A 25,112-nucleotide genomic window follows, 5' to 3' on the forward strand; every position below is an offset into this window, starting at 1 on the left:
TGATGTGAGTGACTGCGGTTACACAGTGGATGCAACGATCACCCATACTGGCACCTGACCCGCAAACAAAAAAACGGCCATGAAACTCATGACCGTTTTTATCAACACCCCCTCGCCAGTTCGAGGATTAGAAGCATTTTTCTTCCTGGCAGCCATCATCTTTGGTGCCTAACTGGGTCAGTAAATCTACCATTTTCTGGTTATTTTCTTCTCTGAAGTAACGAATCAACGAAACATCGCCTTTGAGTTTCTTGTTTACATCTGCGCCTGCAGAGGCCAGATATTTCATGGTTTCAGTATCGCCAATAAATGCGGCCATATGAAACGCGGTATTGCGGCTGGCCGGATGCACATAGTTCAGATCCGCCCCTTTGGAAACCAGGTATTTCACCACATCCAGCTTGCCTTTGGATGCGGACATTTGCAGGGGTTCCCAGGCAAAGAACTTCTGGTTGACCAATGAAGGGTCAGCTTCGACAAACTTTTTCACGACTTTGATATTGCCACCCGTCAGCGCCTCGGTAAACTCCATATATTCATCATCGGTCAATGCAAACGCTTGCAAGGCAAATGACAGTGAACACAAGGCCAGTAAAAACTTAATTGATTTCATAATCTCTCCAAACACCTGATTTTCATTTTTTAAAAATAACCACTTTTTGGGCCTTGTGAAGTCGCCGGTAAGGGCCGGTCGACTCCGCTTAACCTACAAACTTGCGTGCGTTTCTGAACATGCGCATCCAGGGACCATCTTCCTGCCAGCCATCTGGCCGCCAGGAATGCTGTACCGCTCTAAACACACGTTCAGGATGTGGCATCATGATGCTGAAACGACCATCTTGCGTAGTAAACCCGGTCAAGCCCTGAGGCGAACCATTCGGGTTAAACGGGTAAACTTCGGTCGCTTGCGCAGCATGGTCCACATAACGCACGGTTGCCAGTTGCTGTTGTAGCACACTTGTGACCGCGCCCGCATCAGTAAATTCCGTAAACCCTTCGCCATGTGCCACAGCAATCGGCATGCGGCTGCCTGCCATGCCGTCAAAGAAGATAGACGGCGAGGCCAGAATCTCGACCAGGGCAACGCGTGCTTCAAACTGTTCGGACTTGTTGCGCACAAAGTGCGGCCAGTGCGCGGCGCCTGGAATAATGCTGTGCAGGTTACTCATCATCTGGCAACCATTACAGACGCCCAGTGCAAAGGTGTCTGCACGGTTAAAGAAGGCGCTAAATTCATCGCGTGCACGCGCGTTGAACAGGATGGACTTGGCCCAGCCTTCGCCTGCACCAAGTACGTCCCCATAAGAGAAGCCGCCGCAAGCCACCAAGCCTGCGAAATCCTTGAGTGCCACACGGCCGCTGATGATGTCGCTCATATGCACATCGACGCTGTTAAAACCTGCGCGGTCAAACGCAGCCGCCATTTCGGTTTGGCCGTTGACACCTTGCTCACGCAAAATCGCCATGTTGGGGCGTTTGCCGGTGTTGATATACGGTGCTGCAATATTGTCATTGAGGTCAAAAGTCAGCTGCGCATGCAAGCCGGCATCGTCGGCATTCAGGATGCGGTCATATTCCTGCTGGGCACAGACCGGGTTATCACGCAGGCTCTGCATGCGGTAAGTGGTTTCAGACCACATGCGGTGCAGGTCGATGCGTGATGCCTGGTAGCGTGCCTGTTTAAGCGCGATGACAATGTCCTGGCCGGCAGTGACGTGGCCGATGGCGTGCACACAGTCACCCAACTGCTGTTGCAATTGCTGGACGATGGTTGCCGTATCGCTGGCACGCACTTGCAGTACTGCCCCCAATTCTTCGTTAAACAGCAGGGCAATGTTGTCGCCAGCCAGGGCGCTGAGGTCAAGATTGAGGCCACAATGACCGGCAAACGCCATTTCTGCCAGTGTGACAAACAGGCCACCATCTGAGCGGTCATGATAAGCCAGTAGTTTGCCTTCGTGATTCAGTTGCTGGATCGCGGCAAAAAATGCTTTCAGTTGTGCTGGTTGGTCGACATCGGGCACGCTGTTGCCTAACTGTTGATAGACTTGAGCCAAAGCCGAGCCGCCCATGCGGTTTTTGCCATTGCCCAGGTCGATCAGGATCAGCTGACTGTCGCCGAGATCAGTGCGCAGTTGCGGCGTCAGGGTTTTACGCACATCTGGCGTGTTGGCAAAGGCAGAGATTACCAGTGAGATGGGGGCTGTGACTGCTTTGTTTTCACCTTGATCTTGCCAGACCGTTTTCATACTCATGGAGTCTTTGCCGACCGGGATGCTGATGCCGAGCGCCGGACATAATTCCATGCCCACGGTTTTCACGGTGGCATACAGCGCGGCATCTTCACCGGCATGACCGGCAGGTGCCATCCAGTTAGCGGACAGTTTGAGGTTGCCAATGTCACTGATTGCGGCGGCGGCAATGTTGGTGATGGCTTCACCAATGGCCATGCGGCCGGAAGCCGGTGCGTCGATCAGCGCTAAGGGCGCCTTTTCACCGATGGCAAATGCTTCGCCGATATTGGTTTCAAACCCGGCACAGGTCACCGCCACGTTGCTGACGGGCACTTGCCACGGGCCGACCATTTGGTCGCGGGCGATGAGGCCGGTCACGCTACGGTCACCAATGGTAATCAGGAAGGTTTTATCTGCCACACCTGGTAAGCGCAGTACACGTGACACGGCATCATGCAATACCACGTTGCCGGTATCAAACGCTGGCAGCGTCTTATTCACGGATTTGACATCACGCAGCATTTTTGGGGGTTTGCCCAGCAGAACAGACAGATCCATATCCACCGGCTTGTTGTCAAAATGACGGTCTTCCACCGTCAGATGACGTTCTTCCGTGGTGACGCCGACGACGGCAAACGGACAACGTTCGCGTTCACAAATTGCTTCAAATAAGGGCAACTGGTCTTGCGTAACGGCGAGAACATAGCGCTCTTGCGCTTCGTTGCTCCACAGTTCGCGCGGACTCATGCCAGGCTCTTCATTATGTACATCACGCAACTGGAACACGGCGCCGACTTTGGCATCATTGACCAACTCAGGGAAGGCGTTGGAAATACCACCGGCACCCACGTCGTGTATGCTCAAAATCGGGTTGTTATCGCCCATTTGCCAGCAACGATCAATCACCTCTTGCGCACGGCGTTGCAACTCCGGGTTGCCGCGTTGCACAGAGTCAAAGTCCAGATTTTCCGTGTTGGCGCCAGTATCCATACTAGAGGCCGCGCCGCCGCCAAGGCCAATCAACATGGCCGGGCCGCCCAGCTGAATCAGGGCTGAGCCAGGGGGAATGCTGTTTTTATGGCTGTGGCTGTCAGAGATATTGCCGACCCCACCCGCCAGCATGATCGGTTTGTGATAGCCACGCATTTCGCGCTTGCCATCGGCAGTAGGCGTTTCGAGTTCAAAGGTACGGAAGTAACCGGCAATATTGGGGCGGCCAAATTCGTTGTTATAAGCGGCCCCGCCTAAAGGACCGTCTATCATGATTTGCAACGGGCTAGCGATACGGCCAGGTTTGCCGTAATTGGTTTCCCAAGGCTGTTTAAAGTCAGGCAGGTTCAAGTTAGAGACCGAGAAGCCGGTCAAGCCTGCTTTCGGCTTAGAGCCTATGCCGGTGGCACCTTCATCACGGATTTCACCGCCTGCCCCAGTCGCAGCCCCGGCAAAGGGTGAAATGGCAGTGGGGTGGTTATGCGTTTCCACCTTCATCAGATAATGCATGTCGTCTTCGACAAACTGGTAGCTGTGATCGGCTGCCGGATAAAAACGCTTGGTTTTCTGGCCTTGTACAATTGAGCTGTTGTCAGAGTAGGCAACCACGGTGTTGCCAGGATTGAGTTTGTGCGTGTTGCGGATCATGTTGAACAGCGACAGCTCTTGCTGTACGCCATCAATCACCCAGTCGGCATTGAAAATCTTGTGGCGACAATGCTCGGAGTTGGCTTGGGCAAACATCATGAGTTCGACATCGGTCGGGTTGCGGCCCATTTTGCGGTAGTTTTCCAGCAGGTAGTCCACCTCATCTGGCGACAGGGCTAAGCCCATCTCGCTGTTGGCCGCCTCAAGCGCCGCTTTGCCGCCAGCTAAAATATCCACACTGGATAAAGGTTTAGGATCGGCATGGTGGTAGAGTTTTTCTGCATCCGCCAGCTGGTAGACCACCGTTTCTGTCATGCGGTCCTGGATGGCGGTGCGCAAGGCTTGCTTCTCGGCTTCGGTCAAGGCTTGGCCGTTCGCAGTTGTCACGTAATAGGCAATGCCGCGCTCCAGACGCAGCAGATGACCCAGGCCACAGTTATGTGCAATATCCGTCGCGCGTGAGGCCCAGGGCGAAATCGTGCCTATCCTCGGAATCACCAGCAGCAACTCGCCTGTCGGGGACTCGATATCCGTGTGCGGACCGTAAGTCAGAATCTGGCGCAGGGTGTCTTGCTCGCTCACGCTCAAGGCGGACTCGCTAAACGCAAAGTGCACGAATTCGGTGTAAATATGGGCGATATTCGGTGCGCTGGCTTTGAGGGCGCGATACAGTTTATCGAGACGGAATTGAGAGAGGGCGGCGCTGCCGCGCAGGCTAAGGAATTGCGCTTGACTAGACATGAGGCGGTTGGATTTTTCAATGAAAATTCAAACCGCCATTTTAACAGAAAGCGCGTCTGATATCGAATGCGCCAAAGCGCCTGCCCAAATAAAAACAGCAACCATGCGGTTGCTGTTTGACTGACTGCGGGGACGATAAAAAATTAGTCTTTGCCGATTTCGTAGACTTCTTCTTCGGTTTCCCCAATTTTGCCGGTCACTGCATCGACTTCGACTTCGATTTCCTTGCCGTTGGCTTGCTTGATATCAAATTCGTAGACAGGATTGCCGTTTTCCAGCTCATATTCGATGCTTTCCACGTCACCTGGATATTTGTCCAGCGCAGTTTTTTTGGCTTGTTCCATCGTCACTTTGGCTTTGGATTTGAATTCGTCGCTGTTAGGGTCAACATCCACTTCTTCTTCAAATACCTTGCCAGTTTTGGCTTCACATTCTACTTCCCATTCTTTGCCATCTGTGCCGACAATGTCGAACTCATAAATGGCACCACGGCCTTTTTCAATCTCGGCTTCCAGTGAGACGACTTTGCCCGGATGTTTGGCCAATGCGGCTTTCATGCATTTTTCCATCGGGCCATTATGGCTGTGGTTGTTAGCCTGTGCAGACAAGCTGAATAAAGCGGCAACGGCTGCAATCACTAAAGACTTGTTCATGGGTAGAGTCTCCTTATTTTTAAGTGGAAGATTCACTTTAACATAGATTATATTTTCCTGTTTCTGTTTGAAATCAAGAAATTTCAATAGCCAAGTGCACGAGCCGTTTGGTAAAAGGCAAAGCTGACCAGCCAGGCCAGCATCAGGGACCACGCCAAAGACAGCCACATAAAACCGCTGCTTTTACTTTCGGATTTAAGTGTGGCGATGGTCGACAGGCAGGGCGTATAAATCAGTGTAAACAGCATAAAGCTCATGCCTTGTACCCAGTCGATATTGCTGGCAATTTGTTGGCTGAGCGCATCCCCTTGCAGGCCATAAATCACGGCCAGCGAGCCGACCACGATTTCTTTGGCAACAAAACCAAAAATCAGGGCAATCGCCAGTTGGGTGTCAATGCCAATGGGGTCCAGCACGGGCGCGAAAAAACGGCCTATGCTCCCGGCCCAGGTTTCAGGGCTGGCTGGCGTGGCAGAAAAAGGTAAATGCGTGAGTAGCCAGACCAGCACCACACCAATCACAATAAACTTGGTGGCGCGTGCCAAAAAGTGTTTCACCTCTTGCCAGCCACGCATCCAGATTTGTTGTGGGGTAGGGAAGCGATAAGGCGGCAGCTCAAGCACAAACGGCTCGCGGCTTTGAAAGCTGCGTTTGAATAGGACCGCCGTGATAAAAATGGTGGCAAAACTGACCAGATACAGCGAAAACAAGACCAGTGCAGCTTGTGAGGGCGGGAACAGAATGGCGATGATAAATAAAAATACCTGTAGTCTGGCTGAGCACAGTGACAGCGGTATCGTCAGCATGGTCAGTAAACGCATGGGGCGGCTGCGCATGACGCGAGTGCCCATGAGTGCGGGCACATTGCAGCCAAACCCCATCAGCATCATGACAAAGCCGCGGCCATCCAGTCCCATTTTGGCCATCAGCGTATCCATCAGAAAAGCCGCGCGTGAGAGATAGCCGCTGTCTTCTACCATGCTCATGACCAGGAAAAACAGCACAATGATGGGCACAAAGGCGGCCACCGTACTAAACCCGGTATACAAGCCGTCCAGCAACAGTCCGTTGAGCCAGCCCGGCAAGAAGGCCAAAGCTGGTTCCAGCGCCTCGCTACGCAGCGTGTCAAACAGCCAGCCCATGCCTTCTTGCAAGGGCGCGCCTACGCTGAAAATAAACTGGAACAGCAAAAATACGGACAGCAAAAACAGCGGCAGCCCAAACCAGGGATGGAGCAATATCTTATCCAGGCGGTCGGTGAGTGTGTGGTTCAGTTGAATAGGAAACTGCACGCTCTGATCGATAATCTGGTGCATTTCCTGCTCAATGGCATTTTCGAGTTCGAGCTTGCGGGCAATACTGTCAGGCGAGGTCAGATTAGGGTGCTGCAGCATGGTCTCTGCCGCCAGCTGTAGCGCTTCTGGGCAGCCTTGCCCGTACTTGGCGCTAATGGTACGCACCGGCATGCCTAACTGTTTGCTCATGGCCTGGGTGTTGATGGTGATGCCGGCCCGTTTGGCCTCATCCTCCATATTGAGCAACAGGACTGCAGGCAAGCCCAAGGCGCGGATTTGCAAGGCCAGTGAAAGCTGTCGGTCGATTTGCGCACTGTTGAGGATAATCATCACCAGGTCAATCTGGTGATGGCTCAGGAAATGCCTGACCACGTGTTCATCATCAGAAAAGCCGTGCAAATCATACAGGCCGGGTAAATCGATGAGCTCGGCAATATGCCCACCCAGTAGTAGCTTGGCGCTCATCAGGTCGACCGTGATGCCAGGCCAGTTGCCGACGCGCGCAGACGCACCACTCAGGCGGTTAAACAGGGTGGATTTGCCGGTATTCGGCATCCCAAGTAAGGCGACACGTTTCATACGGCAGGGGAGTCTAACAGGTCAACGGGGTGTAAATGAATGGCACTGGCATCGTGCAGACGAATGATCACATCCGTGGAGCCGATACGGACATGTAACGGCCCATTAAACGAGGCCTGTCTGATCACCTCTATGCGCTTACCGCTACGAAATCCAAGGGCATTCAGGCGTTGGGCCAATGCTTGCTCTGCATGAATGCGGTCTACGATGGCAGTCTGCCCTGGTTTCAGTGCGTCTAGATGCATGGTTGCGTTCAAATGAGAATAATTCTTGATTGTAGCTTAGAATGACAATGAAAGAAATTGTTCATTCAATCTTTTCTCAAGTTGCGCGCTCAATCGCGACATCCATCACACACAACAAAAAAGCCAGCAATGGCTGGCTTTTTGCAGACTCAAAACAAATCCGGCTTATTTTTTCTCAAGGCCGCTCACGTCAATTTTGGCTTTGTCTTTGAGGCTCAACATGTATTTTTCGAGTTTACGTTGTTGAATGGTGCGCTCAAGACCTTCCTGAACTTTATCATAAGCAGGAGCTTGCAGAGCTCGGGTGTCTACCAGCTTGATCACATGCCAGCCAAACTGCGACTGCACTGGCTCAGGCGTTGTTTCCCCTTTCTTGAGGGAAACCAGCGCGTCGGCAAAAGGTTTGACCATGCCAGCTGGTGAGAACCAGCCCAGATCGCCCCCTTTGTCTTTGGAGCCTGGGTCCAGAGATTTTTCCTTGGCCACTTTGGCAAAGTCAGTCCCTTTTTTCAGGTCAGCAATAATGGCTTTGGCTTCGGCTTCTGTTTTCACCAAGATGTGGCGGGCGTTGTACTCTTTGTCACCCAGTTCTTTTTTGTATTGCTCGTAAGCTTCTTTTTTCTCGGCATCGGTCACAGGATTTTTCTTGATGAAATCTCCCAGGAAAGCATTCACCAGTAACTTGCGACGAGCCAATTCTTCACTGACCACAAAGTCAGGTAATTTATCGATGCCGGCTTTTTGCGCTTCCTGATAGGCCAATTCAGAGCCAACCAGTTCATTCACCACGGCTGCTTTCATGCCATCGTTGGCTTTTTGGCCTGTACGCGCTTCAGCATCCTTGAGGATAAACTCCACCCAGGACTTCTTGATCGGTTTGCCATTGACGGTGGCTACCGCGTCGGCATCCGCCGCATACACATGTGGCATTGCGCTTAAGCAAGCAATTGCCAACAATACTTTCAAAAATTTCATGCAATATCCTTAAAATAACGTTTTGAATTAGGTGCGATATTAAAAAACAGGATTGTTTCAAATAAATGACTCATCGGTCGATAAGGCCGTAATACTGAGCGCGTGGATGCGATGAGGCATTAAATCTTGCAAACATTGATATACCATGCGATGGCGCATTATCTGTGATTTTCCTGAAAATAGCGAGCTTTTTACCGTGATGGTAAAGTGTCCGCCGCCAGTATTTCCTGCATGTCCGCGATGCAAATCACTGTCATCCTGAATCTCGATGTGTTCCGGTGTCAGGCTTTGCAACCGCTGCTCTATTTCAGCGCGCAGCATCACGGCAAAGTCTTTCTAAACGGTTTGACGGTCACTTGGCTATAGACGCCTGCATGCATAAACGGATCGTCATTGGCCCAGTCTGTGGCCGCCTGTAATGAGTCAAATTCAGCGACAATCAGGCTACCACTAAAGCCCGCTTCACCAGGGTCTGCGCTGTCTATGGCTGGCAACGGGCCTGCTAAAACCAGGCGGCCCTCGTTTTGCAATTGTTGCAATCTGGCCAGATGCGGCGGGCGATGTTGCAGCCGCAATGGCAAGCTGTTCAGGGTGTCCTGTGCGTAAATCATGTAAAGCATGGTGGCATTCTTTCGCTGCGGCAGTCGATAAAGTCTGACTAAACGTTTAGTCAGGCGGGCGGCTGATTTTGTTCAACCCAATGCGCTCTTAGCGCAAAGACTTGCACGATCATAAAGATAAACATGAGGCTGGTGGCCCCAAACAACTTGAAGTTGACCCAGTCGTCTTCGCTGTAGTGAAAGGCAACGTAGAGGTTCAATATGCCCATGCCGATTAAAAAGGCAATCCAGTAGAGATTTAGCTTGTCCCAGGTGGCAGCAGGCGGCGACATCATTTTGCCCAGCATGCGCTCAATCAGGTTGCGCTTGAAGGCATAGCGACTGAAAAGCAGGGCCAGTGCCCCAATCCAATAGATGGCAGTCGGCTTCCACATGATGTAGGTTTTGTCATGCAGCAGCAAAGTGATACCACCGAGAACGGTAATCACGGCGCCGTTGATGGCCAGCATCTTGTCTATTTTGCCGCGTTTGAGCCAGATCACGCCGATCAGCAAGAGCGTACTGATCATGGCGACCGCGGTGGCTGCAAAGATGCCTGCTTTTTTATAAGCGATAAAGAACAGGATGACGGGGAGTAAATCGGTGATGATTTGCATGCTTGGCTTCAGTACGCTGAATTCTTGCTATCTGTGAGGGCACTATTTTGCTATGATTCTTGTCATAAAGTAAAGTTTATATGTAGACAATCCTGTCCCCGCACAACAGCGGGGTCTCTCTCATTCAATATGTCCGTTCCGATAGATTTGCATTGCCACTCCACACTCTCAGATGGCCTGCTCTCGCCAGAGGAGCTGGTTGCCCACGCCGCGAGCAAAGGCGTGCGTGTGCTGGCGCTGACGGACCATGACGAAGTCGGCGGCCTGGCGCGCGCACGGATTGCCGCTGAGCAGCATGGCATTACACTGGTGAATGGTGTCGAAATCTCGGTGACCTGGAAAAAACGCACCTTGCATATCGTTGGCTTGCGCATTGATGCGAGCGACCCGCAATTAATCACCACCTTTCAGCAAGTACATGCGGCGCGCGATACGCGTGCCCGGCAAATGGCCGAAGGCCTGGCCAAGGCTGGTATTGTTGGCGCCTACGAAGGTGCGAAGCAGATTGCGGGCAATAGTGTAATGACGCGCAGTCATTTTGCCCAGTTTATTGTCAAGCAAGGGCATGCTAAAAACATCAAGTCTGTCTTTAAAAAATATATGGTCAAAGGCAAGCCAGGGTTCGTCAACCATGAGTGGATGAGTCTGGAACAAGCAGTGACCTTGATTCGCCAGGCTGGCGGTGTCGCCGTGCTGGCACACCCTGGCCGTTATGACCTGGGCTTCGTCAATATGCATTTGCTATTGCACGAGTTCAGGGGCTACGGCGGACAGGCCATAGAAGTCGTGACTGGTAGCCATCAGCCGCCGCAGTTCGATCAGTTCGCAAAACTGGCCCATCGCTTTGACTTGAAGGCATCTCAAGGCTCTGACTATCATGGCCCAGGACTTTCGTTCATGGAAATGGGCCGCTTGCCCGCCTTACCGGCCAATTGTGTCCCCCTCTGGCAGGATTGGCCAGAGGCCAGTCTGCTGCAGTAGTGCTTTATGGCCCAGTACTTTATTATTCATGCGCAAAACCCGCAGGCGCGGTTGATTCAACAAGCGGTACAGCTGTTGAAGCAGGGCGGTATTCTGGCTTGTCCGACTGATTCCAGTTATGCCTTGGTGTGCCTGATGGAGTTCAAGGACGCGCAAACACGCATTCGCCGGTTGCGTGGTGTGGATGATGATCACCCCTTTACGCTGATCTGCCGTGATCTAGCCGAGATTGGCACCTATGCCAAAGTGAACAATAGCCAGTTTCGGCTACTTAAAGCCTTGACCCCAGGCGCTTATACCTTTTTGCTTGAGGCTAGCAGAGAGGTGCCGCGCCGCCTGCATCACCCCAAACGTAGCACCATCGGTTTGCGCGTGCCCAAGCATATTGTCACGCAAACCTTGCTGGAAGCGCTGGATTCGCCCATGCTTAGCATGACCTTGCAATTACCCGGTGACGAGGCGCCCCTCTCGGTCGGATGGGAGATTCGGGAAGCGCTGGAACACCAGATTGATGCGGTGATTGACAGTGATATCGTGCACGTGGGGCCCACCACGGTGCTGGATTTGACCGAAGATCCGCCGTCGCTGGTCCGGGCAGGTGTCGCACCCTGGCCTTAATGTTGTCTGAAAGCTATTTGCATGGAAGAACTGACCGTCGTACAAAAAATTGCTGCCTACGCACTGCCTATCCTGTTTGCGATTACCGTGCATGAAGCTGCCCATGGTTACGCTGCCAAATATTTTGGCGACTTGACCGCTGAGCGCATGGGCAGAATTACGCTTAATCCCTTCAAACATATTGACCCTCTCGGCACCATTTTATTGCCCGCCATCAGCATTATATTTGGCGGTATCCTGTTTGGCTGGGCAAAACCGGTGCCCGTGAATTTTGGCCAGTTACGCCGTCCCAAGCAGGATATGCTATGGGTGGCCCTAGCCGGCCCCGCGTCCAATTTTGTCATGGCATTGCTTTGGGGCTTGGTGTTGGCGAGAGTGGGACAATTTCCAGACGCTGCCCAGGCATATGTGTCGCAAATGAGTCTTGCAGGTGTACAGATCAATCTGGTATTGCTGGTGCTTAACCTGTTTCCACTGCCACCGCTGGACGGTGGGCGCATTGCAGTGAGCTTATTGCCCATGTCCGCGGCCATCAAATTTGCCCAGCTCGAGCGTTACGGCATGCTGATACTGATTGCACTCCTGTTTACCGGTATTTTGGGGATAGTGCTGTCGCCGGTACTGCGCTTTTTTCAGCATTTACTCACTGTGCTGGTGTTCTAACAGCGAGCCCAACTTGGTTGATTCGTTGCGGCTTGAGTCGCTGCCTCTGCCTTTCAAGCCTGAGGTAAATCAGGTATTGATCATTAATCTTGGCTATATTTTAAGCCACAGTGGACTCAGAGGACACAATAGCCAAATCGACTCGCTTTGGGAGTAAATTCAACGTTTCAGCCGTCATGACACCGCTCACATTAATGTTTGATCGCCTCTAGCGTTAGCTTGGTTGGTACCAAAGCGCGTTCTGCTTTTGCGGCCACTGGCGGTGCGAGGGCGATGCGATCCTGGCTCAGGCCCGCGGCCAGCAATTGCTGCTGAATTGCGTTTGCCCGTGATTTGGCTAAGGCCTGTAAGTCCGCTTCTGAAACCGGGATACTGGTCGTCAAGGTCTCTTGTGCCTGTTCATAAAATCCGGCCGGTGTTTTTTCCAGCTTTGAAGCAAGCCGCTTTAGCAGGCCTTTGTTGGTTAAGCGGTCATGCAAGGCCTTGAGCGCAGATTGCACCTTGGGATTGTTGAGGTCTATCGGTCCCGGTGTCTGGTCTGCCTTCAGGACGATGCCCATTTCCGCAGCCACTTGCTTACGCAGGCTGCTTTCCTGCAGGGCGCGCGTATCTGCAGCGATATCGTAAGCAGGCACCACACCCAGCTTCAATTGCTGGCGTTTGTTAAGTGCGCTGCTCACTGCCTGCAGTTTTTCCTGCTCAGGCGGGGATAAAGCCGCCGTTCCGGGATCAAACACAATGGCCTCCAGCTTTTCACTGCTGCCAAACAGCTTGCCCAAGGCGCTAAATGGCGCTGTTACGATTTTGGTCAGGATATTGGTAAAGGCTTTCCAGACAATCCCGCCTATGCTGAACTTGGGGTCATCCAGGCTGCCACTGACTGGCAGGTCGAGGTCAATGACGCCATTGCTGTCTTCAAGAATGGCAATCGCCAGATCCAGGGGCAGGTTGGCGGCATCCTTGCTGTCTACGCGCTCGCCCAAGGTCAGTTTGTGAATAACGAATTTGTTTTCTCCGGCCAGCTTGCGCTGCTTGATCTTGTATTCGAGATCGACAGACAGCTTGCCTGAGGTGATCTTGCGCCCGGCAAATTTGCCGGAATAGGGGGTTAGCCGGTTCATTTCTAGATTGGTGAACGCCAGTTTAAGGTCGGTAAATTCGCCGGTGTTAAATGGCTGCAAGCTGCCACGGATGCGGGCAGCGCCATAGTCATCCACCTTGCCATCCATCTCCACCTGAGCTGTAGAGGAAGGATTGCTCGAAATGCCGTTAATCACTCCGCTCAGATTGTTAATATGCGTGCCAAACGGTTGCGGCAATGACAAATCGGCAAAGTCCAGTTCGGCATTGTTGATTCGCACACTGTCTATATTGACCGGAAAATCACTCTGTTTACTTGCGTTTGCCACCGTGGGTGCTGCGCTTGTACTGGTCGATGTTGTTGCATTGCTTGCAGGCGGATGGTCAGAAGCGGGCGCAGTACGCATGAGCTTGCTTACGTTCAGGCTGCGATCGGCAGCAATCATAAACTTGGTCTGCGGTTGGTTCACACTCAAGGTGTCGATTTGCAATTTGTTCGGTGCCACTGATAGCGATACACCGTCTGCCTGTAAGGTTTGCCAGCGCAAGAATGGTTGCTGGCTTTCTTCCTCAATAATCGAGAGCTGGTTGACGGTGAAGCCGCCATCAAAGCGGGTTGAGCCTTGCGTGGATTGTTGTAACCTGCCTTCTAAACCGACTGCGCCATCTTCCAGTTTGAGTAAGGCGACTTGTGCTAGGTAGGGCGCAAAGGGTTTTAAAGATAACTGACCGAGCTGTGTTTGCAGGTCTGCTTTAAACGGGGCCGCCGCGATCTTGCCTTGCAGATTCAATTGGCCGCCTTGTTTGACCTTGAAGCCAGCCTTGACCGGGAGCCAGCGTGTCAGATTCTGGGTCAAGTCAGTCAGCGAGAGTTGACCATCGGTCACATCCAGGATCATGGGGCTTGAGGTCGATTGATCCTCAATATGCACCTCAGCCTGCTGCAAGGCTAGCTGTTTGAGACTATAGGTCCATACAGTTTTCTGCGTTGTCGCGGTATGTGAAGTCGCCGTATTCTTGGGGGCTTCTGCCGAGGGTATTGCAAGCAGGGTTTGCCAGTTCAAGCGCTGGTCGGCCTGGCGAATCACCGAGGTTTTCAGACCGCTTAACTGGATCGCCGCGACCTCAGCTTTTTGTTGCGCCAGCGCCAGATGTACTTTGCCTACCGATAGCTTGCCGAGTTGTGCCAGCGTTTGTTTATCCGATTGCAGCGCGAGTTGGCTGGCATCCAGTTGCATGTTGCTGAGCGTCAGGTCTTCAGCATGATCCAAGGCCAATTGCAGATTCATGTCGCCTACCGTTGCCTGCAGCGGTTTGGCAAACTGGTGGCTGGTATAGGTCAGGTGCCAGTGCGCGAGAGCTATTTCGTCAATGCTCAAATGGAACGGCTTGCTTTCAGTTGTTTGAGCTGTTTGCTCGGCTGTGGGTTGGGTGGTTGACGTATTTTTTGCGACGGCTGGTTCGAAGCTCTGTTGCCAATCCAGCAAGCCAGAGGCCAGCTGCGTGGCGGATAATTGTCCCTGATTGAGATGGACGAGCCCGATCTTCGCACGACGGTCAGCCAGGTTGAAACTGGCGTGTTCCAGTGCCAGTTCGGGCAGGCTGAGCAAGGTTTGCTGGCCATGCTGTACCTGCGCCTGTTGCAGATGAACATCCAGATTTTCAAACTGAAGCTGTGCTTGTTTATCCAGCGTGAAACTGAGACTGGGCAGTGACAGCTGGCTGCTGGCCATTGAGACGACCGCTTGCGGCTTTTGTAGCTTGAGCTGATTCAGGGTCATGTCGATACCATGACCCTGCAGGCTGAGTTGCGCAGCAGGGAGTAGCGTCAGCTGTTTGGTGGTAACCGTGAATGAGGCCCAGGTAAGTTTGTCCGCTGGCGCCATTGTCGCCCCCAAGTCCTCAATGCGTAGCTGGACATCACTGAGCTGCAGTTTTGGTTGTTGCTGATGCATGGAAAATGCATAGTTCAACTGACCAGAAAAAGCGCCGGTCTCAACTTTAACGGGCAGCGCCGCTGTGTTGACCCACTGCATCACCTTGGCAATTTGTAACGCCTCAATCGCCAGTTGCCCTTGCGATGCGAGGGGATTGACGCCGAAATTACCTTTCCACTTCACGGTGCCGCCCTGATAGGGCAGTTTTGCCGCGATCAGGTAGTCGCCGCGGTCTTGGGGCAGGGTAGAAAAGCCTTCCAGTTCAAAATCCAGCGGCTTGAGGGAGGCGCGCAAAGGCTGGTCGTGCTGTGCATCCAGGTATTCAATATTGCCCTGGCTCAGGATGATTTTTTCAATGATGACTCGGGGCAGGTCCTGATCTGGCGGCGAGGGATTTTCATTGAGTTTGGCGATCAGGTCTGCCCAGTTGAGTTTACCTTGTTTGGAGACCATCACATTCACATGCGGGCCTGTCAACTGGATCTGCTTGAGCTTCCATGCCCATTTAAACAGCCCGCTGGCGTCAAGATCGACTACCAGTCGGTCAAACGCAGCCAGGGGCGCGCCTTGCTGATCAGTCAGTGAGAGTTTTTCGATGGTGGTGGTCAGGCTGAAGGGGTCAAACGTGACCTTGTCGACGCTAGCTTTGCTGGCCAGCTGTGTTTCGGCAACCCAGGGCAACAGCCATTTGGCCAGCGGGTTCACAGCCAGCCAGGCAAACAGCAGGTAAAAAACCACCAGTCCGGCGACGATCCTCAACGGTACTGATAATGCGATTTGCGCCAGTCGGCCCGAATGAGACAGGCGAAAACGAGAAGAATAGGAACGCAAGCGATTGAGCATAGACGATAATTTAGCAGAATTTAAATGTTTATAGCGTGATCGCGACTGGCCTGGGCAAATCTTGAGCCAAATCAGAGGGCTGGTGAGGTGAAGGTGACATGGTCATCTGTTTTCATGTATGCTTAAGTCATCTCGTTATACAGGATGCTGTTTTCAGCAGTAAATATGGCTTCGGAGCCGGATAAGTTATCTCATAAACCCTCTCTTTTAGAACGATTAAGTCATTTTCTGCTGCGTGAGCCAGAAGATCGAGAGCAGCTTGTTGAATTGCTGCACGGCGCTTATGAAAACCACCTGATGGATGGCGATTCACTGGCCATGATCGAAGGTGTTTTGCAAGTCAGTGAAATGCAAGTCCGTGACATCATGATTCCGCGCTCGCAAATGGATGTGATTGATATCGCTCAACCACCAGACAGCTTCCTGCCGTTTGTGATTGAAACGGCACACTCCCGCTTCCCCGTGATTGAAGACAACAAAAATGATGTGATCGGTATCCTGCTGGCCAAAGACCTGCTTCGTTACTATGCAAATGAGTCGTTTGAACTGCGCGACATGTTGCGTCCGGCCGTGTTTATCCCCGAATCCAAGCGCCTGAATGTATTGCTCAAGGAGTTTCGCAGCAACCGCAATCATATTGCCATTGTGGTGGATGAATACGGCGGTGTGGCGGGCATGGTGACCATTGAAGACGTGCTGGAGCAGATCGTTGGGGATATTGAAGACGAATATGATGATGACGAAGGCGAGGGCAATATTATCCAGCAAGCGCCGGGTAAATACCGTGTCAAAGCCTTGACTGAAATCCCAGAGTTTAATGAAGCCATTGGCACCACGTTTAGTGACGAAGAGTTTTCAACCGTGGGTGGGCTGGTGGTCAACCATTTTGGTCATTTGCCCAAGCGCGGCGAGCATATCCGCATTCAAAACCTGAGTGTGACCGTGGTGCATGCTGACAGCCGTCGTGTCCATGTGTTATTGGTAGAGCTATTGCCAGAAGAAGCCTATCCTATTGAGTCGGTCTAGGCCACAGCGCCGCCGCCAGCCTATGCGTAGCGGCTGCAAATGGAACCTAATGATCGTTTTGATTGCCTGAGTGTTTGAACATAAGGAGAGTGATGATGAGAGCACAAACTTGGTTGCACGGGGTGTTGGCAGTTGGATTGTTATCAGTGAGCAGTGCATTATGGGCAGGGGCGACGCCAGGGACCGCTACGACGGGAGCGATTCCAGAAGACGAGCAGGCCTTTGTGGATAAAGTCGGCAAGATGAGCCGGGCCGAATTGATTGCATTGCTGGGCGAACCTGCCCGCGCAGAAGATGTGAAACTCAAGGATAGTGGACGGGTGGTTGCCTCTATCTGGCATTATCACAACATCAACAAGGATGCGAAGGGGGCTTACTACCCAACGACCGAGCTGGATATTGTGGAAGACCAGGTCAGTGTGGTGGTGTTTTTGAATAATGATGGGTCTGACGCCAGCAGTGGTCAAACCTACGAAGTGCCCAATCCCAATCCGGCAGGCATTTAATTCTTTATTGCGGTATCAAACACAAAGGGCGCTCAGGCGCCCTTTGTGTTTTAACCCCGATAAACCCTGATTTAATTGATTATTTTTTCAGGCTATCACGGATTTCGCGCAGTAGCACAATATCTTCCGGGGTCGGCGCAGGTGCGGCAGGGGCCGGTTCATCCGCGGTTTTCAGGCGGTTCATGAATTTCACCATCTGGAAAATAATAAATGCCAGGATAATAAAGTTGAGCACGATGGTCAGAAAGTTGCCGTAGGCCAGCACTGCACCCAGTTTTTTGGCTTCTGCCAATGCCAGGTCAGCCGATTGGCCGTTAAGGGGCACATATAAATTGCTGAAATCAAAGCCGCCAAAAATCTTGCCGACCACGGGCATAATGACATCATCTACCAGCGAGGCCACAATTTTGCCAAAGGCCCCACCAATAATGACACCGACTGCCAGGTCCATGACATTGCCTTTAAGGGCGAACTGCTTGAATTCTGAAATGACGCTCATGACTTCTCCCACCATTGTTTTTAAAGATTAAGATTGTAAAGGGCACTTTTATAAATTCAAGTCGCAAAGCAAGACGAGGTGCGATTAAAAAAGGAGATGCAGTCTCTGGTTGCGAGGGCAGGAAGTTTTGATCAACAACACCGTATGACGATGTTAGTGGTTTCAAGAGGCCCTGCGTGAAACGCAGGCTCGCAAACTGAGTTTATAGAAGTGCCCTAAAGCGACTATAGGCAATGAGGGATGTGCTTGTCAATGCTTGGGTTAAACGCCAGGTGATGGGCCGCTGGTGCGAGAGGCCTGTGATATATTGCCGGAATTGTGTTTTTGTTGGATGAATGATTGATGCAAGTGTGTCACAGTGTGCGCGAGTTACGCGCCTTTTTAGCCGGTCATCCGCAAGCAAAGGTGGGCTTTGTCCCGACGATGGGCAATTTGCATGCAGGACATTGCCAATTGGTGACGCAGGCCAAGCAGCTCGCGGAGATTGTGGTGGTGAGTATCTTTGTCAATCCCTTGCAGTTTGGGGTGAACGAAGATTTTGGTAGCTATCCACGCACCTTGGCGGCCGACTGTGAACAGTTGGAAGCGGTAGGGGCGGACGTGGTATTTGCGCCTACCGTCACTGAAATGTACCCGGATTTTGATGGGCAGGATTTGCGGCAAGCCGTTGTGATACAACCGCCCGCACTGGCCAATGAATTATGCGGGGCCAGCCGGCCCGGGCATTTTGTCGGCGTGGCAACGGTGGTCGCCAAGCTGTTTAATATGGTGCAGCCGCAGGTGGCCGTGTTCGGCAAAAAAGATTACCAGCAATTGATGGTGATCCGCGCGCTGGTGCGGCAACTCAATTTTAACGTCGAGATTGTGGCGGGCGAGACTGTGCGCGAGCCTTCTGGCCTGGCCATGAGTTCTCGCAATGGCTATCTTTCTGCCACAGAAAAAACACAGGCAGCGCAACTTTATCAGCAACTGCAGCGCATTAAACAGGCGTTGCTGGCAGGCCAGCGGGATTATGCAAGCTTGTGTAAACAGGCGGTGGCTGGGTTAAACCAGCAAGGCTGGCAGGTCGATTATGTAGACATTCGCAGGCAAACAGACCTGACCTTGCCCGATGCGAATGACCAGGCCTGGGTGGTTCTGGCGGCTGCCAGGCTTGGTGGTACGCGCCTGATTGATAATTGCGAAGTGAGTCTGTAGACCAAATGCGCCACTTCTAACCATAAATTTATTTTGCGCTAAGCCCTTGATAACTTTATAATTACGTCCTTTTCCGCGCGAGCGGGTGTTCGAGTTAAGGAACGCAATGCAAAGAACCATGTTGAAATCAAAGCTGCATCGGGTACGTGTGACGCATAGTGAGTTGCACTATGAAGGCAGCTGTGCGATTGATGAGGCCTTGCTGGAAGCGGCCAATATTCATGAGTATGAGCAAATCCAGATTTACAACATCAACAATGGTGAGCGTTTTACCACCTATGCGATTCGTGCTGAGCGCCATTCCGGCGTGATCTCTGTCAATGGCGCGGCGGCCCACAAAGCCGATCCTGACGACTTGATTATTATTGCCAGCTACTCGCAATATACAGAAGCTGAATTGGCAAATTACCATCCACAACTGGTTTATGTCGATGCGCAGAACCGCATCGTCCAACAGAAAAACCATATTCCAGCGCAAGCTGCCTGAATTTGAAACCCTCTATGCAACCAAATACTTCATTAATGTCTCTTGAAGACATGAAACTGGCCGTTGTTGACGCGCTGGAAGACATCAAAGCCTTTGATATTACGGTGATGGACGTGCGCGACATGACCGCCATGACCAGTTACATGATCGTTGCCAGCGGTAATTCCACCCGCCAATGCAAAGCCATTGCGGACAATGTGCGCGAAAAGCTCAAAGAAAAAGGCATGGATGCGCGTGGCATTGAAGGCGAAAAAGAAGGCGAATGGGTGCTGGTCGACTTGGGCGACATTGTCGTGCATGTGATGGTGCCTGCCACACGTGCCTATTACAATATCGAGCAGCTGTGGAGCGAATCACAGTCGCGCCGCGCTGCCTCGGCCGCCTGATTCTGACACAAGGTCATTCTTTTTTATCCCGCATGAAACTCAATATCATCTCGGTCGGCCACAAGATGCCCGACTGGGTGGAGTCTGCCTGCGCGGAATACCTTAAGCGCATGCCGCGCGAACTTGAGACGCGCATCATTGAAATTAAGCCTGACAAGCGCGCTTCGGGCAAAAACAGTGAAGTGGTCCAAGAAGCTGAAGCCAAGCGCATTCTCGAGGTGGTCGGTAAAGACTATCTGGTGGCACTGGATGAGCGTGGGCAGGCTGTCACCACCTTGCAACTGGCAGATAAACTCAAATCCTGGCAGGAAATGGGACGTGATGTGGCTTTGGTCATAGGGGGCGCTGACGGCTTGCATCCGCAACTGAAAACTCAGGCGCAATGGTTGTTTAGTCTATCCAAGCTCACGATGCCGCATGGCATGGTCAGAGTGATGCTGACCGAGCAACTTTATCGTGCGCATACGGTTCTAAGCAATCATCCTTACCACCGAGAATAAGAATGTCCAATGCCCTGGTCTGGCTGCGTCGCGATTTGCGCGACCATGATCATGCTGCCCTCTACCACGCACTCAAACAACATGCGCAAGTCTATCTCGCATTTGTTTTTGATACTGAAATCCTGGATGCCCTTACCGATAAAGCCGACCGCCGGGTCGAGTTTATCTGGGAAAGCGCACGTGAACTCAAGCAGGCGCTGCAAGCAAGAGGTGCGGATCTGATTGTGTTGCATGGCGCTGCCAGGGAAGAGATCCCTGCCTTGGCAGCACGCCTGAAAGTCTCAGCCGTCTATGCAAATCGTGATTATGAGCCCACCGCGATCGCGCGTGATGAGGCCGTCAGACAATCCCTGGCGGCTTTAGGTCAGTCACTGTTTTTGTTTAAAGATCAGGTCTTGTTTGAACAAGACGAGATCCTGACACAGGCTGGTAAGCCTTATGGCGTCTTTACACCCTACAAGAATGCCCACCTGGCAAAACTCAGCCCTTTTTATTTGCAAGCGTATCCAACTGAAAAGTATCTCGGTCAACTGGCGCCACTGCCGCCGCAAGCAATGCCCGCTTTGACCTCACTGGGGTTTGAGGAGACTAATCTGAAAGCCATGCGTTTGCCGACCGGGATGGCTGGTGCGCAGCAGCTGTTTAATGACTTTCTGCAGCGGATCAGCCAGTATCACGATGCGCGCAATTTTCCTGCCATCAAGGGCGTGTCTTACCTGTCGGTACATTTGCGTTTTGGCACCATTTCAATCCGCCAATTGGCGCATGCGGCCTGGCAATTGACGCAGACCGGCAATGAAGGCGCGGCCATCTGGCTCAATGAGCTCATCTGGCGCGATTTTTATTTCCAGGTTTTGTATCATCGGCCAGACTTGCAGCAGGGCACGGCTTTTAAGGCTGAATATGAGGGGTTGGCTTTCCTCAATCACCAGCCCTGGTTTGAGGCCTGGTGCGCTGGCCAAACCGGTTTCCCGATCGTGGATGCGGCCATGCGGCAGTTGAACCAGACCGGCTATATGCATAACCGGTTACGCATGATTGTCGCCAGTTTTCTGGTCAAGGATTTGCTCATCGACTGGCGATGGGGTGAGCAATATTTCGCACAAAAGCTGATCGATTTTGATTTTGCGGCCAACAACGGTGGCTGGCAGTGGGCGGCCTCCACCGGTTGCGATGCGCAACCGTATTTCAGGATCTTCAATCCACAGTCGCAATCTGAAAAGTTTGATCCGCAAGGCAAATTTATCCGCAAATATGTGCCAGAATTGGCACACCTGAATGATGATCAAATTCATGCGCCATGGGCAGCGAAATATCACAAGCAAAGCTTATTTAATCAAGGCGTTGCATTGAATTATCCTCGGCCTGTTGTAGATCACGCAATACAGCGGGAACAGGCGTTGCGCCTATACAAAAATAATGTGAAGCCCAAATGACATTTGAGGTAGAATGAAGAACATTTTAATCGGGATTGGGGCGGAGTCTGGATCAAGGCAAAACACAGCCAAGTGGTGGCTGTATCTCAGATATCTTTGTCAAACGCGCTTTAGTTTTTAAAAAGTGATTCCGTTAAGAGTAAGCATTGCTTGGTGATTAAATGCTATTGCAAGATAAAAAACATGCAGTGTTGGGGATACAAAAAATTTAATACGCCTGAACAGCTTCTGAAATAATGACGAATATGAAAAAATTAAGAGCGATAGTACTGATTGCAACACTGGCAAGTGTGTCTGGCTGTGCAACAACCAATAAAGATCCGCTTGAAGGCCTCAACCGTGGCATCTACAAATTTAATGATGTTGCGGATCGCTATGCGATGAAGCCGGTAGCAAAAGCCTACAAAGCCGTCGCCCCTTCGCCGGTACGTACTGGCATCAGCAACTTCTTCAGTAACCTGGGCACCTTGACCACGGTGGTCAATGATCTGTTGCAATTGAAGTTTGCCCAGGCATTCAGTGATGCAGGTCGCTTTGTGATCAATACCACCTTTGGGGTGGTTGGCTTGATTGATGTGGCCAGTATGGACAATATTCCCAAACACCAGGAAGATTTTGGTCAAACCCTGGGCTATTGGGGCATGGGGTCGGGTGCCTATCTGGTGCTGCCAATTTTGGGGCCAAGTACGGTGCGGGATGCCAGCGGGTTGGCGATTGATACCGTGACTTCTGACCCGATTCAATATTTGCACAATATTGGCCAGGTTCGTACTTATTATCAGGTGCGTGCGGTGCAGTTGCTGGATAAGCGTACACAATTGCTTGATGCGACTGATCTCGTCGATAATGCGTCGATTGATCCTTATGCCTTCATGCGTGATGCTTATTTGCAGCGCCGTGCCAGCTTGATTCAGGATGGCTTGGTGCCTCAGGAATTGCTGCAAGACGAGTTTGAGCCCGCTGACGAAGATGTGCCGGCCAAACCAGCGGCGTCTTCCTCTAACAATGGTGAAACCGTATTGCTGCAGTCAGTGACCTCTGTGGATCAGGCTGAGCCCGGCAATATGGCTGCGGTCGTCGTGTCTGAGAGTCAAGCCGTAGAATCAATCGCTGCACCGACATTGGATGAGGTCGACGCCTTAGCCTTTGAGGCGACTGCGCAACCTGAAGAGGTTTTGCCGCCATTACTCGAGCAAACGAGCGAAACTGGCGACGAAATGCCTGTGGTTGAAAAAGAGGCGGCAGAGGTCGTGGCTGCCATAGATGAAACGCTGATGGCATTACCGGCTGAGACTGCACCACAGTAATCCTGTCTGGAAATATAAAAAAGGCTTTGCATTTGCAAAGCCTTTTTTATTGGTGACAACTTGTTTACTGATGGTAATTGGGATGAGCGAACAAGTTTATTCGGATGAGGCGACGGTCATGCGCTCTATCAAAATAGAACCCGTCAGTTTTGAACTGTTGGGAATCACGTCATTACCAATGGCGACGATACTTTTCAGCATGTCTTTCATGTTGCTGGCGATGGTGATTTCTTCGACCGGGTGCACAATGACGCCGTTCTCAACCCAATAGCCAGACGCACCGCGTGAGTAGTCGCCAGTCACCATATTCAGGCCATGCCCCAGTAACTCCGTCACCAGCAGCCCCGTGCCCAGTGTTTGCAGCAGCTGTTCAAAGGACTGACCAGTGGATCGGACCAGAATATTGTGTGCGCCACCGGCATTGCCTGTGGTTTTGAGTCCCAGCTTGCGGGCGGAGTAGCTGCCCAATAAATAGCCTTGCAGGACGCCATTCTCGACCAGTGTTCTGGTTTGGCAAGCGACGCCTTCACTATCAAAGGCACTACTGGCCGCCCCTTTGAGCAGAAATGGATGATCTTCAATCTGTAACAGCGGGCTGGCGATGGTTTGGCCCAGGCTATCAAGCAGGAAAGAGGATTTTCGATACAGGTTGCCACCAGAAATGGCACTCATGAGGGTACCAATCAGGCCACTGGCCAGCGGTGCTTCAAACAGTACCGGGTATTGCCCGGTTTTGATCGGGCGCGCACCCAGTCGCCTGGCGGTACGTTCACCAGCGATCTGGCCCACCTGTTCAGGGCTGGCCAGGTCTAGTGCATCGCGGGCACTGCTATACCAGTAGTCGCGTTGCATTAGGCCATCGGCCTCGGCAATCACCGAGCAACTGATACTATGACGTGAACTGGCATAGCCCCCGATAAACCCGTGACTGTTGGCATAGGCGAAGGCGCCGCTTTGCGTATAGACACTGGCTCCCTCGCTGTTACTGATTCTGTGATCTACTGCCAGTGCCGCGCTTTCGCAACGTTTGGCCAGCGCCAGCGCTGCATCGACATCGACTTGCCAGGGATGATGCAGAGACAGGTCAGGAAACGAGGTTGCCATCAAGTCAGCGTCAGCCAGGCCACAGAAGGGGTCCTGCGCCGTATACTTGGCGATATTGCAGGCCGCTTCAACCGTATCACGTAAGGCTTGCGGACTCAGGTCTGAGGTGCTGGCATAGCCTTTTTGCTGACCAAAGTAGACCGTGACCGAGCAGCCCTTATCGCGGTTATACTCAATATTTTCAGTCTCGCCCTGGCGCACAGACACACTCTGACCCATGCCAAAACTGACTTCGGTTTCGGCGCTGCTGGCACCGGCTGTTTGCGTCAAACGAATAATGTCTTGCGCGATTTGTTGTAGTTGGTCTGCTTGCATGCTGGCTTGCTTGTTTTTAGCTTGACGATTAAAGCTGTTATCATACCGTGATTTGGCAGAGATTGCTTTTAACATGACATCTGAAACCTTTGATGATTCCCAACCCAGTAAAACCCGCCTCAAGGCTGAGGCGGATGCCGCGCAGGACATTGGCCGACAACTGGTGGCGCTCCCCAAGGATAAATTGAAAAAACTGGCGCTGGAAGAATCCCTGATGGATGCGATTGCCGAAGCCAAGCGCATTACCTCGAATGGTGCCATCCGTCGTCAAATGCAGTATATCGGGCGCCTGATGCGTGAAACAGATTTGGCCCCGATTGTTGAACAATTGCAAAAATGGGAAGGCAAGCATCAGGAAGAAAATGCCCGCTTTCACCAAATGGAACGGTGGCGGTCACGCTTGCTCGAAGACAGCAAGGCCATCGAATTATTTATTGCTGAATATCCGCAGACCCCTGTGCAGCAAATGCGTACCTTGATCCGTAATGCGAATAAGGAGCATGCTGCCGGCAAGCCGCCTAAAAGCAGCCGCGAATTATTTAAAATAATCCGCGAATTGATGGAAGGTGTAGCGGTAGAGGATGACTTGCAGGCGATAGCGGGTACTGAGGAAGACGAGTTGGATGAAGATTGAACGTGATTGGCGGTCGC

General features: G+C 52.1%; 24 protein-coding genes. 12 read left to right on the forward strand and 12 right to left on the reverse strand.

Going from position 1 to position 25,112, the window contains the following annotated elements; translation table 11 throughout:
* Positions 1-127: 127 nt before the first annotated feature.
* The 9 genes from ACT53D_RS01275 to ACT53D_RS01315 all read right to left on the reverse strand — a co-directional run bounded on the left by ACT53D_RS01275 (position 128) and on the right by ACT53D_RS01315 (position 9,576).
* Positions 128-613, reverse strand: a complete 486-nt coding sequence (locus tag ACT53D_RS01275) for an ankyrin repeat domain-containing protein (protein WP_194748297.1) — start codon at positions 611-613, stop codon at positions 128-130.
* Positions 614-701: 88 nt separating this feature from the next.
* Positions 702-4,613 carry a phosphoribosylformylglycinamidine synthase gene (purL, locus tag ACT53D_RS01280; RefSeq protein ID WP_379075286.1) on the reverse strand — a complete coding sequence of 1,304 codons (3,912 nt, stop codon included), beginning with the start codon at positions 4,611-4,613 and terminating at the stop codon, positions 702-704.
* Positions 4,614-4,756: 143 nt separating this feature from the next.
* Positions 4,757-5,266 carry a PepSY domain-containing protein gene (locus ACT53D_RS01285; RefSeq protein WP_275355973.1) on the reverse strand — a complete coding sequence of 170 codons (510 nt, stop codon included), beginning with the start codon at positions 5,264-5,266 and terminating at the stop codon, positions 4,757-4,759.
* An 83-nt stretch (positions 5,267-5,349) separates the two neighbouring features.
* Entirely contained in the window at positions 5,350-7,140 is a 1,791-nt protein-coding gene (gene feoB, locus ACT53D_RS01290) for a ferrous iron transport protein B (protein ID WP_476154099.1), read from the reverse strand.
* The gene (locus tag ACT53D_RS01295; protein ID WP_194748293.1) at positions 7,137-7,385 is read right to left on the reverse strand and encodes a FeoA family protein; all 249 of its coding nucleotides are present in this window, start codon (positions 7,383-7,385) and stop codon (positions 7,137-7,139) included. The genes feoB and ACT53D_RS01295 overlap by 4 nt, the downstream gene beginning before the upstream one ends.
* 165 nt (positions 7,386-7,550) lie before the next feature.
* Positions 7,551-8,360, reverse strand: a complete 810-nt coding sequence (locus ACT53D_RS01300) for a peptidylprolyl isomerase (protein WP_275355970.1) — start codon at positions 8,358-8,360, stop codon at positions 7,551-7,553.
* A 57-nt stretch (positions 8,361-8,417) separates the two neighbouring features.
* Entirely contained in the window at positions 8,418-8,681 is a 264-nt protein-coding gene (locus ACT53D_RS01305) for a BolA family protein (protein WP_194748291.1), read from the reverse strand.
* A complete protein-coding gene (locus tag ACT53D_RS01310) occupies positions 8,681-8,980 on the reverse strand; it encodes a YciI family protein (protein ID WP_476154102.1) in 300 nt (99 codons plus the stop codon). The genes ACT53D_RS01305 and ACT53D_RS01310 overlap by 1 nt, the downstream gene beginning before the upstream one ends.
* 50 nt (positions 8,981-9,030) lie before the next feature.
* On the reverse strand, positions 9,031-9,576 hold the full coding sequence (locus tag ACT53D_RS01315) for a septation protein A (protein ID WP_275355966.1): 546 nt from the start codon (positions 9,574-9,576) through the stop codon (positions 9,031-9,033).
* Positions 9,577-9,705: 129 nt separating this feature from the next.
* Between ACT53D_RS01315 and ACT53D_RS01320 the strand changes: the two genes are divergently transcribed.
* From ACT53D_RS01320 to ACT53D_RS01330, 3 genes are read left to right on the forward strand one after another with little or no spacing between them, the layout of a single operon-like run.
* Entirely contained in the window at positions 9,706-10,557 is an 852-nt protein-coding gene (locus tag ACT53D_RS01320) for a 3',5'-nucleoside bisphosphate phosphatase (protein ID WP_476154104.1), read from the forward strand.
* A 6-nt stretch (positions 10,558-10,563) separates the two neighbouring features.
* Positions 10,564-11,175, forward strand: a complete 612-nt coding sequence (locus ACT53D_RS01325; protein WP_194748287.1) for an L-threonylcarbamoyladenylate synthase — start codon at positions 10,564-10,566, stop codon at positions 11,173-11,175.
* Positions 11,176-11,196: 21 nt separating this feature from the next.
* Positions 11,197-11,838 carry a site-2 protease family protein gene (locus tag ACT53D_RS01330; RefSeq protein WP_476154106.1) on the forward strand — a complete coding sequence of 214 codons (642 nt, stop codon included), beginning with the start codon at positions 11,197-11,199 and terminating at the stop codon, positions 11,836-11,838.
* A 191-nt stretch (positions 11,839-12,029) separates the two neighbouring features.
* Here the strand turns inward: ACT53D_RS01330 and ACT53D_RS01335 are convergent, their stop codons facing one another.
* Positions 12,030-15,698, reverse strand: coding sequence for a DUF748 domain-containing protein (locus ACT53D_RS01335; RefSeq protein WP_476154108.1), 3,669 nt, complete (start codon positions 15,696-15,698; stop codon positions 12,030-12,032).
* Between the two features lie 165 nt (positions 15,699-15,863).
* On the opposite strand from ACT53D_RS01335, the gene ACT53D_RS01340 reads away from it, so the two are divergent.
* Positions 15,864-16,724 carry an HlyC/CorC family transporter gene (locus ACT53D_RS01340; protein WP_379075305.1) on the forward strand — a complete coding sequence of 287 codons (861 nt, stop codon included), beginning with the start codon at positions 15,864-15,866 and terminating at the stop codon, positions 16,722-16,724.
* 92 nt (positions 16,725-16,816) lie between these two features.
* Positions 16,817-17,230, forward strand: coding sequence for a hypothetical protein (locus ACT53D_RS01345; RefSeq protein ID WP_275355956.1), 414 nt, complete (start codon positions 16,817-16,819; stop codon positions 17,228-17,230).
* A 79-nt stretch (positions 17,231-17,309) separates the two neighbouring features.
* Here the strand turns inward: ACT53D_RS01345 and mscL are convergent, their stop codons facing one another.
* On the reverse strand, positions 17,310-17,729 hold the full coding sequence (mscL, locus tag ACT53D_RS01350) for a large conductance mechanosensitive channel protein MscL (protein ID WP_194748283.1): 420 nt from the start codon (positions 17,727-17,729) through the stop codon (positions 17,310-17,312).
* Between the two features lie 342 nt (positions 17,730-18,071).
* Here mscL and panC point away from each other — a divergent pair, with 342 nt between their 5' ends.
* The 6 genes from panC to ACT53D_RS01380 all read left to right on the forward strand — a co-directional run bounded on the left by panC (position 18,072) and on the right by ACT53D_RS01380 (position 23,042).
* Positions 18,072-18,926, forward strand: coding sequence for a pantoate--beta-alanine ligase (gene panC / locus ACT53D_RS01355; RefSeq protein WP_476154110.1), 855 nt, complete (start codon positions 18,072-18,074; stop codon positions 18,924-18,926).
* A gap of 106 nt (positions 18,927-19,032) precedes the next feature.
* The gene (gene panD / locus ACT53D_RS01360; protein ID WP_194748281.1) at positions 19,033-19,413 is read left to right on the forward strand and encodes an aspartate 1-decarboxylase; all 381 of its coding nucleotides are present in this window, start codon (positions 19,033-19,035) and stop codon (positions 19,411-19,413) included.
* 14 nt (positions 19,414-19,427) lie between these two features.
* The gene (gene rsfS / locus ACT53D_RS01365) at positions 19,428-19,799 is read left to right on the forward strand and encodes a ribosome silencing factor (RefSeq protein WP_275355952.1); all 372 of its coding nucleotides are present in this window, start codon (positions 19,428-19,430) and stop codon (positions 19,797-19,799) included.
* 32 nt (positions 19,800-19,831) lie between these two features.
* Positions 19,832-20,299, forward strand: coding sequence for a 23S rRNA (pseudouridine(1915)-N(3))-methyltransferase RlmH (gene rlmH / locus ACT53D_RS01370; protein ID WP_476154112.1), 468 nt, complete (start codon positions 19,832-19,834; stop codon positions 20,297-20,299).
* 2 nt (positions 20,300-20,301) lie between these two features.
* A complete protein-coding gene (locus ACT53D_RS01375) occupies positions 20,302-21,735 on the forward strand; it encodes a cryptochrome/photolyase family protein (RefSeq protein WP_194748278.1) in 1,434 nt (477 codons plus the stop codon).
* A gap of 245 nt (positions 21,736-21,980) precedes the next feature.
* Entirely contained in the window at positions 21,981-23,042 is a 1,062-nt protein-coding gene (locus ACT53D_RS01380; RefSeq protein WP_409934483.1) for an MlaA family lipoprotein, read from the forward strand.
* Positions 23,043-23,138: 96 nt separating this feature from the next.
* On the opposite strand, the gene pmbA is transcribed toward ACT53D_RS01380, so the two are convergent.
* The gene (gene pmbA / locus ACT53D_RS01385; protein WP_379076884.1) at positions 23,139-24,461 is read right to left on the reverse strand and encodes a metalloprotease PmbA; all 1,323 of its coding nucleotides are present in this window, start codon (positions 24,459-24,461) and stop codon (positions 23,139-23,141) included.
* Between the two features lie 73 nt (positions 24,462-24,534).
* Between pmbA and yjgA the strand changes: the two genes are divergently transcribed.
* Complete coding sequence (yjgA, locus tag ACT53D_RS01390; RefSeq protein WP_275355949.1) at positions 24,535-25,095, forward strand: ribosome biogenesis factor YjgA; 561 nt, start codon at positions 24,535-24,537, stop codon at positions 25,093-25,095.
* The last annotated feature ends 17 nt before the right edge of the window (positions 25,096-25,112 follow it).

It is taken from the genome of Methylophilus sp. DMC16 (assembly GCF_056314045.1).